This is a genomic window from Streptomyces sp. NPDC059534, assembly GCF_042743475.1.
Lineage (GTDB): Bacteria > Actinomycetota > Actinomycetes > Streptomycetales > Streptomycetaceae > Streptomyces.
This window is the reverse complement of the sequence record NZ_JBHWAQ010000007.1, coordinates 27,572-43,619: the sequence shown is the minus strand read 5'-3', so window position 1 is coordinate 43,619 and position 16,048 is coordinate 27,572. Positions and strand designations below refer to the sequence as shown.

Here is a 16,048-nt window from a genome sequence, read left to right as displayed (position 1 = left end):
ACTGGCCTTCCTCACTTGACGCTGCCGGCGGTGAGGCCGGCCTTCCAGTGGCGCTGGAGGGAGACGAAGGCGACGACGAGGGGGACGACGGCGAGGAGTGATCCGGTGACGACGAGGGGGTAGAAGTCGGGTTCGGCGTGGGCGTTGCTGTTCCACGCGTACAGGCCGAGGCTCAGCGGGTAGAGCTTCTGGTCGGACAGCATCACCAGGGGGAGGAAGAAGTTGTTCCAGACGGCGGTGAACTGGAAGAGGAAGACCGTCACGAAGCCGGGCATCACCATGCGCAGGCCGATGGACCAGAAGACGCGCAGTTCGCCGGCCCCGTCGATCCGGGCGGCCTCCAGGGCCTCGTCGGGGATGTAGCCGGCGCAGAAGACCCGGGAGAGGTAGACGCCGAAGGGGTTGACGAGGACGGGGATCAGCACGGCCCAGTAGGTGTTGACGAGGCCGACCTCGCTGGCGAGGAGGTACATCGGCAGGGCGAGCGCGGTGGTGGGGACGAGCACGCCGAGGAGGACGAGCCCGAAGAGCTGCTCCTTGCCCCGGAAGTCGTAGACGTGGAAGGCGTATCCGGCGGCGACGCTGATCAGTGAGCAGGCGAGGGCGCCGAGTCCCGCGTAGAGCAGGCTGTTGGCGTACCAGTGGAAGTAGATGCCGTCGTTGTACTGGGTGAGCCGGGTGAGGTTGCCGCCGAGGTCGAAGCCGTCGAAGGAGAAGGCGTTTCCGGCGAGGAGGCCGCCGGCGTCCTTGGTGGCGGCGGTGAGCAGCCAGACCAGCGGGAAGAGCATGTAGACGACGGCGAGGACGAGGGCGCCGTTGACGGCCGTCCTGGAGAGCCAGGGGCCGGGGGAGCGGGTGCTCATGCGGTCTGCTCCTTCCGCGCCGTGCCCGCCTTGCGTGCGGTGTGTGCCGTGCTCGCCTCGCGTGCAGTGCCGGCCTTGCGGCGGCCGGTGAACCGGGTGACCGCGAAGGAGAGCAGGGCGGCCGTGAGGGCGAGGAGTACGGAGGCTGCGGCCGCGAGTCCGTAGTCGTTGCGGTCGAAGGCCGCGGTGTACGCGTACATGTTCGGCGTCCAGGTGGAGGTGACGGCGGATCCGGTGCCCTTGTTGAGGATCAGCGGCTCGGTGAAGAGCTGGAGGGAGCCGATGACCGTGAAGAGGCCGACCATCGCGAGGGATGCCTTGACGAGGGGGATCTTGATGGCGAAGGCGATCCGCCAGGCGCCGGCCCCGTCGACGGTGGCCGCTTCGAGGACGGAGCGGTCGATGGCCTGGAGGGCCGCGTAGAAGATGACCATGTTGTAGCCGAGCCATTCCCACAGGGCGATGTTGACGACGGAGGGCAGGGCGCCTTCGGGGGAGAAGAAGTCGAAGCCGATGCCGCCCGCTTCCATCGCCGTGACGACCGGGCTGAGCTGGGGCGTGTAGAGGTAGACCCAGATCAGCGCGGCGATGATGCCGGGGACGGCGTGCGGCAGGAAGAGCGCGAGCTGGAAGAAGCGGCGGGCGCGGGCGAGTGCCGAGTCCAGCAGGAGGGCGAGGCCGAGGGCTCCGGCGAGCAGGAGCGGGATGTAGAACAGGCAGTATCCGAGCAGGACGCCGAAGCCCTCGCGGAAGGCCCGGTCACCCAGCGCCGCGGTGTAGTTGTCGAGGCCGGTGAAGACGGTCTCGGTGCCGCCGAAGCCCAGTCCGGACTGCTTCTCGGTGAAGAGGCTGAGCCAGACCGCGTAGCCGATCGGCACCACCATCACCGCGGTGAACAGGAGGAAGAAGGGGGTCAGCAGGATCGCCGCGGCGCGGGTTCGGGCCTTCATGCGGTCAGCCCTCGACCTTCAGGCCGCGCTTGGTGAGTTCGGCGACGGTGGCGTCGTGGCCGGCCTTGACGGCGTCGGCGATGCCGGGGCCGCCCTGGGTGATCTTGCCGAAGTGGTCCTTGATCGTGGTGTTGGTGGTGCCGGTGGTCGGGCCCCAGGCCCAGTGCGGGTTGATGGAGGCGCCGGCGGACTCGAAGAGGGCGTAGATGTCCTGGCCGCCGTAGTAGCCGGCGTCGAATGCCTTCTTGGCGACGGGGCGCAGGGCGGTGGCGGCCGGGAAGGCGGAGGAGGTGCCGGAGGCGATGCGGGCCTTCACGCCGTCCTCGGTGGTGGACATCCATTCGGCGAAGGTGACGGCCGCGGCCTTCTGCTTGCTGTCCTTGGTCACGGCGAAGGAGGTGCCGCCGAGCATGCCGCTGGCGGGCTTGCCGTCCCAGGTGGGGATGGGGGCGACGGCCCACTTGCCGTCCTGCTCGGGCAGGGTGCCCTTGAGGACGCCCGCGCCCCAGGAGGCGCCGAGGTAGCCGATGGTGGTGCCGTTCTTGAGGGAGCCGGTCCACTCGGGGCTGAAGGAGGCGTTCTTGTGGACGAGGCCGCCGTCGAGGAGGCCCTGCCAGTAGGCGGTGACCTTGGTGGTGGCCGGGTCGGTGGTGTCGATCTTCCAGCTGTCGTCCCCGGCCTTGAACCACTGGGCGCCGGCCTGCCAGGCCATGGCCTCGAAGGTGGTGGGGTCGTCGGGGAAGAAGGTGGCGATACGGGCCTTGGCGTCGGCCTTCCTGACCTGCTCGGCGGCCTTCTTGAACGCGTCCCAGGTGGTGGGGACCTCGACCTTGTACTGCGCGAAGAGGTCCTTGCGGTAGAAGAACGCCTGCGGGGCGGCGTCGAAGGGGACGGCCCAGGACTTGCCGCCGAGGGTGGTGAGTTCGACGGTCTGCGGGAGCAGCTTGGCGCGGTCGGCCTCGGTGAACTCGCCGCCGATGTCCTGGAGGGCGCCGGAGCTCACGAACTCGGGGAGCGAGGAGTACTCGATGGAGACGAGGTCGGGGGCGTTGCCGGCCTTGACGGCGTTGGAGATCTTGGCGTAGCCGCCGGCGGTGCCGGAGGGGATCTCCTCGAACTTCACCTGGATGTCGGTGTGGGAGGCGTTGAAGGCGTCCACGACGTCCTTGGAGCCCTTGGCCCAGCCCCAGAAGGTGATGGTCACGGGCCCGTTCGACTTGTTCGCGGTGTCGTCACCGCCGCCGCCGCAGGCCGTGAGGACGGCGAGGGCGGTGGCGGTGCCGGCTATGACGCGGGACGTTCTGCTCCAACTACGGGTCACGGCTCGGCTCCTGGGGGCGGGGCGGCTGGGAGGTTGTGGCCGTGATCCTGTGACCGTTCATGACCGAAGTCAAGAGCGAAAGATTGATTGATCGAAAAAAGATCAGATCGATCGCTCAGGGCGCCCACCCCGCCGGCGGGACCCGTCAGTCGCGTCGCGCCCCGCACGAGGCCCGCACCCGCAGCCTGGGCAGCAGGCTCAGATGGCGCCGCGCCGGCTCCTCGTCCGGCCCCTCGGTGAGCCGCTCCACCAGCAGCTCCGCGGCGTGCCGCCCCACCTGACGCTTCGGTGGCGCGACCGCCGTCAGCGGGGTGTCGGCGAGGGCCGCGACCTCGTCGTCGTACGCGATCAGGGCGAGGTCCTGCGGCACCCGCACGCCCAGCTCGGCCAGGCGCTGCACGATCTCGATCGCGTCCACGTCGTTGTGGACCAGGGCCGCGCCGGAGAGGCCCGAGCGGACCGCGTCGTGCAGCGCCCGCACCGCCCGCTCGAAGCCCTCCGGGTCCGCCTCGGCCGGCACGGAGTCGATGACCGGGCGCGGCTCCTTCAGGCCGAGCGTCGCCAGGGCGTCGGCGTATCCCGCGCGGACCGCGAGCGCGGTCGGGGAGTCCCGGCGAGCCACGAGCAGCGGTGTCGCGTGGCCGAGGGAGAGCAGGTGCCGCAGGGCGAGCAGGACGCCGTGGGCGTGGTCGGAGGCGACCCGGTCCAAGCCGTCGAGCGGGCTGCCGGGCTCCGCCCTGCGTTCCAGGAGCACGGCCGGCACCGGGAGTTCGGCCAGCCAGTCCCCGTACGCGAGGCGGTCCTCGGGGCCCCGCCAGCCGGGCGCCACGAGCACGCCCTCGGCGCCGGCGGAGAGCAGTCCCTCGGTGCGGGCGCGGTCCTCCTCGGGCCGGTAGTCCGAGATGCGCAGCACCAGCCGGGCGCCCGCGCGGGCCGCCGCCTCGTGCGCCCCCCGGATGACCTCGGCGAAGTAGTACGTGGCGGAGGGGGCGAGCAGGCCGAGGACCAGGCCCTCGCCCGGCCGCCCGGCGCCCGCGGCGCTCTGCCCCTGCGGCCAGGAGACCTGGCCGTGCACCCGGTCGAGCAGCCCCTCCCCGGCCAGCGCCTCGACGTCCCGGCGGGCGGTGACGGGGGAGACCCCGAGGCGCTCGGCCAGTTCGGAGACGCGGGCGGTGCCGCGTTCGCGCACCAGGGCCAGCAGTCGGTCGTGTCGTTCGGCAGCACTCTCGCGCACGGCGCAGTTCCCCCTCGCGGTGGTGGTGGTCCCTCGACCCTAGCCCCAGAAATGATCGAACGACAGGAGTTTCGATCATTCGATCGAGATCTCTTGACGGTTCGATCGAAGCCCGTTCAGGATTCCGGAGCGACGCAGACGCCGTCCCAGAGAGCCCTCAGGGAGCATCATGCCCACGCCGCCCGAGAACCGTGAGCTCAGCCCGTACACCGGCTGGACCCGTCCCCACTGGGAGGCCGCGGCCGACCGGCTCCTCCTGGCCGTCCGCCCGTACGCCTCACCGGGACGGGCGTTGATCGACCTCCCCGGGCCACGTCCCAGCTGGTCCGGCGCCCGCTCCGACGGCCTGGAGGGCTGGGCCCGCACCTTCCTCCTCGCCGCCCTCCGGGTCGCGGGCGCCCGCGGCGAGGACCCGCACGGCCACCTCGACCGGTACGCCGAGGGGCTCGCCGCCGGAACGGGGAAGCCGGGACGGGAGGGCGACCCCGACTCCTGGCCCCTGATGGCCGGCACCCGTCAGGCCGTCGTCGAATCCGCCTCGGTCGCCCTCGGCCTCCGCCTCACCCGCCCCTGGCTCTGGGACCGCCTCGACGACCGCACCCGCGAACGGGTCGCCGACTGGCTGCTGCCCGCCCTCGGCCCGTCCCCCGTCGACAACAACTGGTGGCTCTTCGGGCTCACCGTCGCCGGCTTCCTCCAGGACGCCGGCGTGGAGACCGACCGCGCCGCCGCCACCGTCGACCGCTCCCTCGCCCGCGTCGAGGACTGGTACCTCGGCGACGGCTGGTACAGCGACGGCGACAACCGTGCCTTCGACCACTACAACGCCTGGGCCCTGCACTTCTACCCGGTCCTCCACGCCCACCTCGCCGGCGACCGCGCGCTCCTCGACCGCTACGGGCCCCGGCTCCGCGCCCATCTCGACGACTACGTCCACCTCTTCGACGCGAACGGCGCACCCCTCCCGTACGGGCGCTCCCTGATCTACCGCTTCGCCGCGGCCGCCGCCCCCTGGCTCGGCGCCCTCACCGGGCACACGCCGCTCACCCCCGGCGCCACCCGCCGCCTCGCCTCCGGTTCCCTGCGGTACTTCCTCGACCGCGGCGCCACCGACGAGCGCGGGCTCCTCACCCTCGGCTGGCACGGCCCGCACCCGCCCCTCGTCCAGGAGTACTCCGGCCCCGGCTCCCCCTACTGGGCGTCCAAGGGGTTCCTCGGCCTCCTCCTGCCCGCCGGCCACCCCGCCTGGACGGACCCCGAGGAACCGCTGCCCGTCGAACGGGCCGACACCGTACGCTCCTTCGCCCCGGCCGGGATGCTCGTCCAGACCACCGCCGCGGACGGACTCGTACGCCTCCACAACCACGGCAGCAACCACGTGCACAGCGCGCCGGAAGCCGAGGACGACCCCGGCTACGCCCGCCACGCCTACTCCACCCGCACCGGGCCCACCACCGCGCCCGCCCCCGCCGACAACCACTTCGCCCTGGTCGTCGAGGGAAAGCCCACCTCCCGCGGCCCGGCCGCACCGGCCGGCACCGGCCCCGGCTGGGCCGCCTCCGTCCACCGGCCGCTGCCCGGCGTCCGGGTCCTCTCCGCGACCCTCGCCCACGGCCGCGCCGAGGTCCGCGCCCACCTCGTCTGCGGAGCCCCGGAAGGGACTCCCGTACGGCAGACCGGCTGGGCCACCACCCCGGACGGGCCGCACGCCCAGCTCCACCCCGCGCACGGCTACCCGGCCGGGCACGAGGCCGCCGAACTCCCCACCGGGGAAACCCTTCAGGGCCCGGAGACCCGCACCCTCGCCCTGCACGGCGCCACGAGCGGGCGCGAAAGCCTCTTCGTCGCCCTCGCCTCCCTCGCCGCCGAACCCGGCCCCGCACCCCTGACCGACCTCGCGCGCGTCCGGGTCGACGGCCGCACCCTGCACGTGACCTGGCAGGACGGGACCACCGCGCAACTGCCCCTCGAACTCCCCGGCGACCGGGAGTGAAACAGGGGAGTGGGGAGTACGGGGGCTACTTCGGTCCGTACTTGCGGCCGGCCTTGGAGGAGACCCCGCCGAGCAGGCCGCGCGGCGCCAGCTTCACCACGCCCATGAGGGCCTTGTAGCGCGGGTCGGGGATCGACAGGGTCTTCCCCCGCGCCAGGTCCGACAGCGCCGCGGTCACCAGCTTGTCCGCGTCGAGCCACATCCAGCCCGGGATGTTCTCCGTCCCCATCCCGGCCCGCTCGTGGAACTCGGTCCGCACGAAGCCGGGGCAGAGCGCCATCAGCCGCACCCCGCTGCCCGCGAGGTCACGCGCCGCGCCCTGGGTGAACTGCACGACCCACGCCTTCGACGCCCCGTAGGTGCCGCGGGGCACGAAGGCGGCCACCGAGGCCACGTTCACGACGGCCCCCCGGCCCCGCTCGTTCATCGAGGCGGCGGCGGCCGAGGTCAGCCGCAGCACCGCCTCGCAGTGCACCGTGAGCATCTTCAGCTCGTCGGCCATGGAGACTTCCAGGAAGCGGCCCTTGTTGCCGAAGCCCGCGTTGTTCACGAGCAGGTCCACCGGCTGCTTCGGGTCCGACAGCCGGGCCTCGACGGCCGCGATGCCCTTCTCCTCGGCGAGGTCCGCGGCGAGCACCTCCGCCTCGATGCCGTGCCGGTCGTGCAGTTCGGTCGCCTGCTCACGGAGCCGCTTCACGTCCCGCGCCACGAGCACGACGTCGTGGCCGTCCGCGGCGAGTCTCCGTGCGAAGGCGGCCCCGATGCCCGCGGTGGCGCCCGTAATCAATGCAGTCGTCATACGGGCACGGTAGTGCCCCGCCGAGTGCCTAGGACCGGCCGTACTTGTCCGCGTACTGGCGGGCCAGCGCGAGCAGTCCCGACTCCATCCACTCCGCGGCGGCCAACGTGTCCGGCAGCAGGGCGCGTTCGGCGGTCGCGGCGTGGTGCAGGACGGCGACGGTGACGTGATGGTCCGGCCGGTGCACCACCGTGATCGGATCGCCGGCCCGCACCTCGCCGGGCCGGATCACCCGCAGCAGCGCGCCGGGGCCGGCCTTCGACTGCGTGAACCGCTTGACCCACCCCTGCTCCTCGACGAAACCCTGGAAGGTGCGGCACGGGATGCGGCCGCCGGTGACCTCCAGGACGACCTCGTCGCCGATCCGCCACCGCTCGCCGATCAGGGCCCCGTTGACGTCGAGACCGCGGGTGGTGAGGTTCTCGCCGAAGGAGCCGTTGGCCAGCTCGCGGCCGAGCTCCGCCTCCCACCGGTCCATGTCCTCGCGGGCGAAGGCGTACGCGGCCCGGTCGTGGCCGCCGTGGAACCGCAGGTCGCAGACGGCGTCCCCGGCGACGCCGCCGGCGCCGACACCGGGCGGCCCGGGCGCCGTGATCCGTACCGGTCCGTCGACGGGGCGCTTGTCGATGCCCGTCGTCCCCGACGCGGAGTCGGTGTACTCCACCGCCCGGGCACGGCCCACATTCACACTCAGCAAGGTCATGGGGGCACTTTAAGGGCATCGATCCCAAAGTAACCGGCGAATATTCACCGCCTCACCCAAGATTCGCTTATGATTGAACGATGATCGAGGCACGCCATCTCCGCGTCCTGCGCGCCGTCGCCGCCACCGGCTCCTTCTCCGCCGCCGCGCGCGAACTCGGCTGCACCCAGCCCGCCGTCAGCCAGCAGATGAAGGCCCTCGAAGCCTCCGCCGGCACCCCGCTGCTGATCCGTACCGGCCGCGAGATGCGGCTCACCCAGGCCGGTGAGGTCCTGGTGCGGCACGCCTCCGGCATCCTGGCCGGGCTCACCGCGGCCGAGGAGGAGGTCGCCGCCATCGCCGGGCTCCGGGCCGGCCGCGTCCGCCTGGTGTCCTTCCCGAGCGGCAGCTCCACCCTCGTCCCCACCGCGCTCGCCGCGCTGCGGGCCGCGCACCCCGGCACCCGGGTCTCCCTCGTCGAGGCCGAACCGCCGCGTTCGATCGAGATGCTCCGCGAGGGCGACTGCGACGTGGCCCTCGCCTTCCGGTACGGCGCCGGGCAGGCCGAGTGGGACGACCTCGTCGTCCGGCCGCTGCTCGCCGACCGCCTCGTCGGCCTGGTGCCCGAGGGGCACCGGCTCGCCGGCGCCGACGCGGTCGGCATCGCGGAACTCGCCGACGAGTCCTGGATCGCCGGCTGCCCGCGCTGCCGCCGCCAGCTCGTGGACGTCTGCGAGGAGGCGGGGTTCACTCCCCGCATCGACTTCGCCACCGACGACTACCCCGCCGTGGTGGGTCTGGTGGGCGCGGGTCTGGGCGTGGCCGTCCTGCCGGAGCTGGCCATCGAGTCCGTACGCCCCAAGGGCGCCAGGACCGTGACCGTGGAGCCGGCCGTGGAGCGCGAGATCGTGGCCCTGACGCTGCCCGACCTCGCCCAGGTCCCGGCCGTCGCCGCCACGCTGGACGAGCTGACCCGGGCCGCCACGCGCGCGTAACGGGGTCACGCCGGGCCGCGCGCCCGGCTTGGGGTGCGAAGGGCCCGGTCCGAGCCGCCACGCGCGCGGGGGCACTGCCCTGCGCGCGTGCGCGCGGCTCCCGGCTTAGTTGCAGAAACGTTCCTTCACATACGCTCCACGATCGGCCGGCCAGCGGCCGCCGCCGATGTCGTCATGGATGTCATGGGAGTCATGGACGCCGTGCTCGTGGCCGACGCGGTCGTCGGTGCCGCCGAGATCAGGCGGTTCCGGGCGCGTCCCATGAGCTCTTCGCGTTCGTCCTCGGTGAGGCCGCCCCATACGCCGTAGGGCTCCCGCACGGCGAGTGCGTGTGCCGCGCACTCCGCGCGTACCGGGCACCGCATGCAGACCTCTTTCGCCGAGTTCTCACGCGCACTCCGTGCCGCGCCGCGCTCTCCCTCGGGGTGGAAGAACAGGGAGCTGTCGACTCCGCGGCAGGCCGCGAGCAGTTGCCAGTCCCACAGATCGGCGTTGGGTCCGGGAAGGCGGGAGAAATCTGCCATTGCGCTAGTCCCCTTGAAACCGTGTCGAACGGATAGGTGGGCGGGTGGATGGCTGATCGGCGGGGCTCCTCCGGGTCCCCGACAGGTCTGGGTGTGCACACCTACTGTCGAAGTAGATGTAAATATGACTCATTGCGAATCTAGCCACAGACACTGCGAAAAGGGAAGAAAACCCGCTAAATGGGGCATAGCTTTCGAAGAAGGACAGACGACCCCTGAAGCTCACCTCCGTGTGCGACCCCTCACGTAGAGTGCCGAAGTCCGTCGTCCGACCCGTAACTCTTTCGAGTGACCGTCGTTGAGAGTGCGGAGGCGGTTGAAGGAAGAAGCGATCGGGCACATGTCCGAGAGCGTCAATCGCACAGGTGACGATTACGTACAGCCCTGGAGGCTCAAGGTGACGCGCAACAGCTGCGAGAGCCGCGGAGGTCAGGCATGACATCCGTCCTCGTCTGCGACGACTCCCCGCTTGCCCGAGAGGCGCTCCGCCGCGCGGTCGCGACCGTGCCCGGCGTCGAGCGCGTGACCACCGCGGCCAACGGCGAGGAAGTCCTCCGCCGCTGGGGCGCGGACCGCTCGGACCTGATTCTGATGGACGTACGCATGCCCGGACTGGGCGGCGTGGAGACCGTCCGCCGGCTGCTCTCCGCGGACCCCGGCGCCCGCATCATCATGCTGACGGTCGCCGAGGACCTCGACGGCGTCGCTCTGGCGGTCGCCGCGGGTGCGCGTGGCTATCTGCACAAGGACGCCTCGCGCGCCGAACTGCGGGCCACCGTCACCCAGGCACTCGCCGACCCGACCTGGCGGCTCGCCCCGCGCCGCCTCCGTTCGGCCGAGATGGGCGCCGCGCCCACGCTCACCGCGCGCGAGATCCAGGTGCTCGAAGGCATGAGCCACGGCCGGTCCAACGCGGAGATCGGGCGCGAGCTCTTCCTCTCCGAGGACACGGTCAAGACGCACGCCCGGCGGCTCTTCAAGAAGCTGGGCGCCTCGGACCGGGCGCATGCCGTCGCGCTCGGATTCCGCTGGGGCCTGGTCCGCTGAATCGCAGGTCAACCACCACGTCCCCGTCCGAGTCCGCGTCCGTCGCGGGGCGGACGGGGCCGGCTTGTGTCACTTCCCCGCCGGATGACGCATCCTTGAGATGTGGAGTTCCTCGGGGACGAGTCGATCGAGCGGGAGGGGAGGGCGCGGGAGATGAGTTCCGGCGCACCTACTCATAACGCTTCGGTGCACAACTACGGACGCGGTGCCGCGAACGCAGAGGCGTCGGGGCACCATGGAGCGATGCGCGACGACGAGACCGCCAGGTCCCCCATGCCCGCCGGGCAGGGGGAGATCGGCGCGCTCGTCGGCCGCGCGGTCGACGGTGACGCCCAGGCGACGCACGACCTGCTCGCGCGGGTGCATCCGCTCGCCCTGCGGTACTGCCGCACCCGCCTCAACCGGCTGCCCGGCGACGCCCGGCACTTCGTCGAGGACCTCGCCCAGGAGGTCTGCGTCGCCGTCCTGATGGCGCTGCCGCGCTACAAGGACACCGGTCGGCCGTTCGAGGCGTTCGTCTTCGCCATCGCCGGACACAAGGTCGCCGACCTCCAGCGGGCCGCCATGCGGCACCCCGGGTCCACGGCCGTGCCCTCCGACGAGATGCCCGAGCGGCCCGACGACTCCCTCGGTCCCGAGGAGCGCGCCCTGCTCAGCGACGACGCCGAGTGGGCCAAGAAGCTGCTCGCCAACCTGCCGGAGAACCAGCGCGAACTGCTGGTGCTGCGGGTCGCCGTCGGGCTGACCGCCGAGGAGACCGGGCAGATGCTCGGCATGTCCCCGGGAGCCGTCCGGGTCGCCCAGCACCGCGCCCTCAGCCGGCTCCGGGCGCTGGCAGAGCAGTAGATCGCTGGCCGCGAGGTAAGTCTCGCCGGGGCCAGTCGTCCCTTTCGTACACGTGCGAACGTCCAAAGCTTGCCGCTGATCTTGATGGTGGAATGAGACGCCTCCTCAGCCCGTTAGCATGGACATCCCGCACCGATCAAGGCCATTTGGGAAGGTGTCATGACTGCCAACGTCGACGGAGTGCCCGAGAAATTCGCGACACTCGGGCTGACCTACGACGACGTGCTGCTTCTGCCTGGCGCGTCCGACATGGCGCCCGACCAGATCGACACCGCCTCGTACATCTCGAAGAACGTGCGGGTGAACATCCCGCTCCTCTCCGCAGCGATGGACAAGGTCACCGAGTCCCGCATGGCGATCGCCATGGCGCGACAGGGCGGTGTCGGTGTGCTGCACCGCAACCTCTCCATCGCCGACCAGGCCAACCAGGTCGACCTGGTGAAGCGCTCCGAGTCCGGCATGGTCAGCGACCCGATCACGGTGCACCCGGACGCGACGCTCGCCGAGGCCGACGCGATCTGCGCCAAGTTCCGCATCAGCGGCGTCCCGGTGACCGACCCGGCCGGCAGGCTCCTGGGCATCGTCACCAACCGTGACATGGCCTTCGAGACGGAGCGCAGCCGCCAGGTGCGCGAGGTCATGACCCCGATGCCGCTGGTCACCGGCAAGGTCGGCATCTCCGGCGTGGACGCCATGGAGCTGCTGCGCCGCCACAAGATCGAGAAGCTGCCGCTGGTCGACGAGGCCGGCATCCTCAAGGGCCTCATCACGGTCAAGGACTTCGTCAAGGCCGAGAAGTACCCGAACGCCGCCAAGGACAAGGAAGGCCGCCTGCTCGTCGGCGCCGCCGTCGGTGTCGCCGGCGACGCGTACGAGCGTGCCCAGGCCCTGATCGAGGCCGGTGTCGACTTCATCGTCGTCGACACCGCCCACGGCCACTCCCGGCTGGTCGGCGACATGGTCGCCAAGATCAAGTCGAACTCCTCCGTCGACGTCATCGGCGGCAACATCGCCACCCGCGACGGCGCCCAGGCGCTCATCGACGCCGGTGTCGACGGCATCAAGGTCGGTGTGGGCCCCGGCTCCATCTGCACCACCCGCGTGGTCGCCGGCATCGGCGTCCCGCAGGTCACCGCGATCTACGAGGCGTCCCTCGCCGCCAAGGCGGCCGGTGTCCCGGTCATCGGCGACGGCGGTCTGCAGTACTCCGGCGACATCGCGAAGGCCCTCGTGGCCGGCGCCGACACGGTGATGCTCGGCTCGCTGCTCGCGGGCTGCGAGGAGTCCCCGGGCGAGCTGCTCTTCATCAACGGCAAGCAGTTCAAGTCGTACCGCGGCATGGGCTCGCTCGGCGCCATGCAGACCCGCGGCGAGCAGCGCTCCTTCTCCAAGGACCGCTACTTCCAGGAGGGCGTCGCCTCCGACGAGAAGCTCGTGCCCGAGGGCATCGAGGGCCAGGTGCCCTACCGCGGCCCGCTCTCGGCCGTCGTCCACCAGCTGGTGGGCGGTCTGCGCCAGTCGATGTTCTACGTCGGCGGGCGCACGGTGCCGGAGCTCCAGACGAACGGCCGCTTCGTCCGGATCACGTCCGCGGGTCTCAAGGAGAGCCACCCGCACGACATCCAGATGACGGTCGAGGCACCGAACTACAGCAGGAAGTAACACAGCGCGACGCGTGGGGGCGGTTCCGGCATGTGGCCGGAGCCGCCCCTCACGCTTGTGTCGGGGATACTGGTAGGCGCAGACGTAGAGGGAAAGGCCACACATCGTGACTGAGATCGAGATCGGGCGCGGCAAGCGCGGCCGCAGGGCGTACGCGTTCGACGACATCGCCGTCGTCCCGAGCCGGCGCACCCGGGACCCGAAGGAGGTCTCGATCGCCTGGCAGATCGACGCCTACCGCTTCGAGCTTCCGTTCCTGGCCGCCCCGATGGACTCGGTCGTGTCGCCGCAGACCGCCATCCGGATCGGCGAGCTGGGCGGCCTGGGCGTCCTGAACCTGGAGGGTCTCTGGACCCGGTACGAGGACCCGCAGCCGCTGCTCGACGAGATCGCCGAGCTGGACGAGGCGACCGCGACCCGCCGTCTGCAGGAGATCTACGCCGCCCCGATCAAGGAAGAGCTGATCGGCCAGCGCATCAAGGAGGTGCGCGACTCCGGTGTCGTCACCGCCGCCGCGCTCTCCCCGCAGCGCACCGCGCAGTTCTCCAAGGCCGTCGTCGACGCCGGCGTGGACATCTTCGTCATCCGCGGCACGACGGTCTCCGCCGAGCACGTCTCCGGCGCATCCGAGCCGCTGAACCTGAAGCAGTTCATCTACGAGCTCGACGTCCCGGTCATCGTCGGCGGCTGCGCCACGTACACCGCGGCCCTGCACCTGATGCGCACCGGCGCCGCGGGTGTCCTCGTCGGCTTCGGCGGCGGCGCCGCGCACACCACGCGCAACGTCCTCGGCATCCAGGTCCCGATGGCGACCGCGGTCGCCGACGTGGCCGCGGCCCGCCGCGACTACATGGACGAGTCCGGCGGCCGGTACGTGCACGTCATCGCCGACGGCGGCGTCGGCTGGTCCGGCGACCTGCCGAAGGCCATCGCCTGCGGCGCCGACTCGGTCATGATCGGCTCCCCGCTGGCCCGTGCCACGGACGCGCCCGGCAAGGGCCACCACTGGGGCATGGAGGCCGTCCACGAGGACGTGCCGCGCGGCAAGCTGGTCGACCTGGGCATCGTCGGCACCACCGAGGAGATCCTCGCCGGTCCGTCGCACACCCCCGACGGCTCCATGAACTTCTTCGGCGCCCTGCGCCGCGCGATGGCCACCACCGGCTACAGCGAGCTCAAGGAGTTCCAGCGCGTCGAGGTCACCGTCGCGGACGCCCAGCACAAGCGCTGACCCCGCTCCGTACGCGAACGAGGGGCCCCGCACCGGATGGTGCGGGGCCCCTCGGCGTACGCCCCGGGTTATCCGGCGGCCTTCTTGGCGCCCGAGAACGCGGCGAAGGCGGCGAGCGCGAAGAACAGGAACGTGAGCGGGTCCTTGCCCTCGTTCCACGCCTCCATCAGCGTGCCGAACTCCTGGAAGAAGAGGTCCGAGGCGGAGACGTGCAGCTCCTTGGCCGCCAGGATCGAGATGCCCACGAGCTGGCCGAGGTAGACGGCCCCGAGGGACAGCACGCCGGCGGCGATCGGCAGGACGGGGTTGCGGCCGCCGACCTTGCCGGCGGCGAGGCCGACGAGGAAGCCGACACCGACGGCGGCCCAGCCGATCTCGCGCTCGGTGCCGCCGATGACGGCTCCGTACACCCCGCCGGAGACGAGCGCCGCGACGAGGGCGGCCACCAGGCCGAGCGCCACGTTGTCGCGGACGGGCGCGGGCGGCGGCGCCATCGGGTACTGCTGCGGGGCGGCGCCGTCGGCGAACGGGTTGCCGGACGGCGGCGGAACGGGCTGAGTCATGCGGTGATCCCCCCCAGGGACACGGGCGCACGGATGTGCGAACAAGAGGCCGGAGAGTAGCAGTCCGCTCCGCGGTCCGCCCAGGAGATTTCAGAGGCGGTGGGCCGTGCCGGTGGGGGTGGCGCCACGGGTGTCCAGGAGGAGCTGGGCCTTCACCGAGAGGCCCTGGAGGTCGTAGGTGCGGTGGTGCTGGAGGAGGATCGTCAGGTCGGCGTGGGCGGCGGCCTCGTAGAGGGAGTCGGCGCGGGGGACGGGGAGCTCGCGGACGCGCCAGTCGGGGACGTGCGGGTCGTGGTAGCTGACGGCCGCGCCCAGGTCCATGAGGCGGCGGGCGATCTCGTCGGCGGGGGAGCCCTGCCGGTCGGGGAGGTCGGGCTTGTACGTGATGCCGAGGAGGAGGACCCGGGCGCCGCGGGCCGACTTGCCGTGCTCGTTGAGGAGGGTGGCGGCGCGCTGCACGACGTATCGCGGCATGCGCTCGTTGACCTGGCCGGCGAGTTCGACCAGGCGGAGCGGGCGGTGGGCGCCGACGGTGTCGACGGGGACGCCGTGCCCGCCGACACCGGGGCCCGGGCGGAACGCCTGGAAGCCGAACGGCTTGGTCTCGGCGCAGCGGATGACGTCCCACAGGTCGACGCCGAGCTCGTTGCAGAGCACCGCCATCTCGTTGACGAGGGCGATGTTGACGTGCCGGAAGTTGGTCTCCAGGAGCTTGACCGTCTCCGCCTCGCGGGGGCCACGCGCGCGTACCACCTTGTCGGTGAGCCGGCCGTAGAAGGCGGCCGCCGATTCGGTGCAGGCCGGGGTGAGGCCCCCGATGACCTTGGGGGTGCCGGCGAAGCCGTGGGTGCGGTTGCCGGGGTCGAGGCGGCCGGGCGAGTACGCGAGGTGGAAGTCGCGGCCGGCGCGGAGGCCCGAGCCCGCTTCGAGGACGTCGCGGAGCAGGCCCTCGGTGGTGCCCGGCGGGACGGGGGACTCCAGCAGGACGGTGGTGTGCGGGCGGAGCCGGGCGGCGAGCGTGCGCGCCGCGTCGGTGACGGCGGTGAGGTCGAGGGTGCGGTCGGGGCCGAGGGGGGTCGGGGCGCAGAGGACGGCGGTGCGGACCCGGCCGAGCTCGGCGGGGTTGGTGGTCGGCCGGAAGCCCCCCGCGAGCATGCGGCGGATCTCGGGGGTGGTGAGGGAGCCGTCGACGGGGGAGCGGCCGGCGGCGAGTTCGGCGACGGGGTGTGGGTCGGCGTCGTAGCCGATGGTGTCGATGCCTGCGGCTGTGGCGGCCTGGGCGAGGGGCAGTCCGTGGTGGCCGAGGCCGATGACGGCGAGATCAGCGGGCATGGGGGG

Annotated in this window: 15 protein-coding genes; 6 read left to right on the top strand and 9 right to left on the bottom strand. The window is 71.9% G+C overall.

Annotation, left to right across the window (positions count from 1 at the left end):
- Window positions 1-11: 11 nt before the first annotated feature.
- The 4 genes from ACFVZH_RS10845 to ACFVZH_RS10830 form a co-directional block, all read right to left on the bottom strand.
- The gene (locus tag ACFVZH_RS10845; protein ID WP_384895503.1) at window positions 12-863 is read right to left on the bottom strand and encodes a carbohydrate ABC transporter permease; all 852 of its coding nucleotides are present in this window, start codon (window positions 861-863) and stop codon (window positions 12-14) included.
- Entirely contained in the window at window positions 860-1,813 is a 954-nt protein-coding gene (locus ACFVZH_RS10840; protein ID WP_384895501.1) for a carbohydrate ABC transporter permease, read from the bottom strand. Before ACFVZH_RS10840 ends, ACFVZH_RS10845 begins: the two co-directional genes overlap by 4 nt.
- Before the next feature lie 4 nt (window positions 1,814-1,817).
- Entirely contained in the window at window positions 1,818-3,134 is a 1,317-nt protein-coding gene (locus ACFVZH_RS10835; RefSeq protein WP_384895499.1) for an ABC transporter substrate-binding protein, read from the bottom strand.
- A gap of 145 nt (window positions 3,135-3,279) precedes the next feature.
- On the bottom strand, window positions 3,280-4,368 hold the full coding sequence (locus tag ACFVZH_RS10830; RefSeq protein WP_384895497.1) for a substrate-binding domain-containing protein: 1,089 nt from the start codon (window positions 4,366-4,368) through the stop codon (window positions 3,280-3,282).
- Window positions 4,369-4,537: 169 nt separating this feature from the next.
- Here ACFVZH_RS10830 and ACFVZH_RS10825 point away from each other — a divergent pair, with 169 nt between their 5' ends.
- Window positions 4,538-6,361 carry a DUF2264 domain-containing protein gene (locus tag ACFVZH_RS10825; RefSeq protein ID WP_384895495.1) on the top strand — a complete coding sequence of 608 codons (1,824 nt, stop codon included), beginning with the start codon at window positions 4,538-4,540 and terminating at the stop codon, window positions 6,359-6,361.
- A gap of 25 nt (window positions 6,362-6,386) precedes the next feature.
- Here ACFVZH_RS10825 and ACFVZH_RS10820 read toward each other — a convergent pair whose 3' ends face one another.
- The gene (locus tag ACFVZH_RS10820; protein WP_384895493.1) at window positions 6,387-7,160 is read right to left on the bottom strand and encodes an SDR family NAD(P)-dependent oxidoreductase; all 774 of its coding nucleotides are present in this window, start codon (window positions 7,158-7,160) and stop codon (window positions 6,387-6,389) included.
- 28 nt (window positions 7,161-7,188) lie between these two features.
- A complete protein-coding gene (locus ACFVZH_RS10815) occupies window positions 7,189-7,863 on the bottom strand; it encodes an MOSC domain-containing protein (protein WP_384895492.1) in 675 nt (224 codons plus the stop codon).
- Window positions 7,864-7,943: 80 nt separating this feature from the next.
- Here ACFVZH_RS10815 and ACFVZH_RS10810 point away from each other — a divergent pair, with 80 nt between their 5' ends.
- The gene (locus ACFVZH_RS10810) at window positions 7,944-8,837 is read left to right on the top strand and encodes a LysR family transcriptional regulator (RefSeq protein ID WP_367827746.1); all 894 of its coding nucleotides are present in this window, start codon (window positions 7,944-7,946) and stop codon (window positions 8,835-8,837) included.
- A 125-nt stretch (window positions 8,838-8,962) separates the two neighbouring features.
- Here the strand turns inward: ACFVZH_RS10810 and ACFVZH_RS10805 are convergent, their stop codons facing one another.
- Complete coding sequence (locus ACFVZH_RS10805) at window positions 8,963-9,361, bottom strand: WhiB family transcriptional regulator (RefSeq protein ID WP_384895489.1); 399 nt, start codon at window positions 9,359-9,361, stop codon at window positions 8,963-8,965.
- Between the two features lie 435 nt (window positions 9,362-9,796).
- Between ACFVZH_RS10805 and ACFVZH_RS10800 the strand changes: the two genes are divergently transcribed.
- The 4 genes from ACFVZH_RS10800 to ACFVZH_RS10785 all read left to right on the top strand — a co-directional run bounded on the left by ACFVZH_RS10800 (window position 9,797) and on the right by ACFVZH_RS10785 (window position 14,147).
- Window positions 9,797-10,408 carry a response regulator transcription factor gene (locus ACFVZH_RS10800; RefSeq protein WP_003948568.1) on the top strand — a complete coding sequence of 204 codons (612 nt, stop codon included), beginning with the start codon at window positions 9,797-9,799 and terminating at the stop codon, window positions 10,406-10,408.
- Between the two features lie 243 nt (window positions 10,409-10,651).
- Window positions 10,652-11,254, top strand: a complete 603-nt coding sequence (locus ACFVZH_RS10795) for a sigma-70 family RNA polymerase sigma factor (RefSeq protein WP_384895487.1) — start codon at window positions 10,652-10,654, stop codon at window positions 11,252-11,254.
- A 159-nt stretch (window positions 11,255-11,413) separates the two neighbouring features.
- Window positions 11,414-12,916 carry an IMP dehydrogenase gene (gene guaB / locus ACFVZH_RS10790; protein WP_384895485.1) on the top strand — a complete coding sequence of 501 codons (1,503 nt, stop codon included), beginning with the start codon at window positions 11,414-11,416 and terminating at the stop codon, window positions 12,914-12,916.
- Window positions 12,917-13,022: 106 nt separating this feature from the next.
- The gene (locus tag ACFVZH_RS10785; RefSeq protein ID WP_017239635.1) at window positions 13,023-14,147 is read left to right on the top strand and encodes a GuaB3 family IMP dehydrogenase-related protein; all 1,125 of its coding nucleotides are present in this window, start codon (window positions 13,023-13,025) and stop codon (window positions 14,145-14,147) included.
- Between the two features lie 68 nt (window positions 14,148-14,215).
- On the opposite strand, the gene ACFVZH_RS10780 is transcribed toward ACFVZH_RS10785, so the two are convergent.
- Window positions 14,216-14,710 carry a hypothetical protein gene (locus tag ACFVZH_RS10780; protein WP_384895483.1) on the bottom strand — a complete coding sequence of 165 codons (495 nt, stop codon included), beginning with the start codon at window positions 14,708-14,710 and terminating at the stop codon, window positions 14,216-14,218.
- Between the two features lie 90 nt (window positions 14,711-14,800).
- The gene (locus tag ACFVZH_RS10775; protein WP_384895481.1) at window positions 14,801-16,042 is read right to left on the bottom strand and encodes a nucleotide sugar dehydrogenase; all 1,242 of its coding nucleotides are present in this window, start codon (window positions 16,040-16,042) and stop codon (window positions 14,801-14,803) included.
- Between the last annotated feature and the right edge of the window lie 6 nt (window positions 16,043-16,048).

Excerpts from the sequence above, each read along its gene's own strand:
- ACFVZH_RS10820 (WP_384895493.1), bottom strand. The coding sequence starts at position 7,160 with ATGACGACTGCATTGATTACGGGCGCCACCGCGGGCATCGGGGCCGCC.
- ACFVZH_RS10795 (WP_384895487.1), top strand. The coding sequence starts at position 10,652 with ATGCGCGACGACGAGACCGCCAGGTCCCCCATGCCCGCCGGGCAGGGG.
- ACFVZH_RS10780 (WP_384895483.1), bottom strand. The coding sequence starts at position 14,710 with ATGACTCAGCCCGTTCCGCCGCCGTCCGGCAACCCGTTCGCCGACGGC.
- ACFVZH_RS10805 (WP_384895489.1), bottom strand. The coding sequence starts at position 9,361 with ATGGCAGATTTCTCCCGCCTTCCCGGACCCAACGCCGATCTGTGGGAC.
- ACFVZH_RS10815 (WP_384895492.1), bottom strand. The coding sequence starts at position 7,863 with ATGACCTTGCTGAGTGTGAATGTGGGCCGTGCCCGGGCGGTGGAGTAC.
- ACFVZH_RS10800 (WP_003948568.1), top strand. The coding sequence starts at position 9,797 with ATGACATCCGTCCTCGTCTGCGACGACTCCCCGCTTGCCCGAGAGGCG.
- ACFVZH_RS10845 (WP_384895503.1), bottom strand. The coding sequence starts at position 863 with ATGAGCACCCGCTCCCCCGGCCCCTGGCTCTCCAGGACGGCCGTCAAC.
- ACFVZH_RS10775 (WP_384895481.1), bottom strand. The coding sequence starts at position 16,042 with ATGCCCGCTGATCTCGCCGTCATCGGCCTCGGCCACCACGGACTGCCC.
- ACFVZH_RS10810 (WP_367827746.1), top strand. The coding sequence starts at position 7,944 with ATGATCGAGGCACGCCATCTCCGCGTCCTGCGCGCCGTCGCCGCCACC.
- ACFVZH_RS10825 (WP_384895495.1), top strand. The coding sequence starts at position 4,538 with ATGCCCACGCCGCCCGAGAACCGTGAGCTCAGCCCGTACACCGGCTGG.
- ACFVZH_RS10840 (WP_384895501.1), bottom strand. The coding sequence starts at position 1,813 with ATGAAGGCCCGAACCCGCGCCGCGGCGATCCTGCTGACCCCCTTCTTC.
- guaB (WP_384895485.1), top strand. The coding sequence starts at position 11,414 with ATGACTGCCAACGTCGACGGAGTGCCCGAGAAATTCGCGACACTCGGG.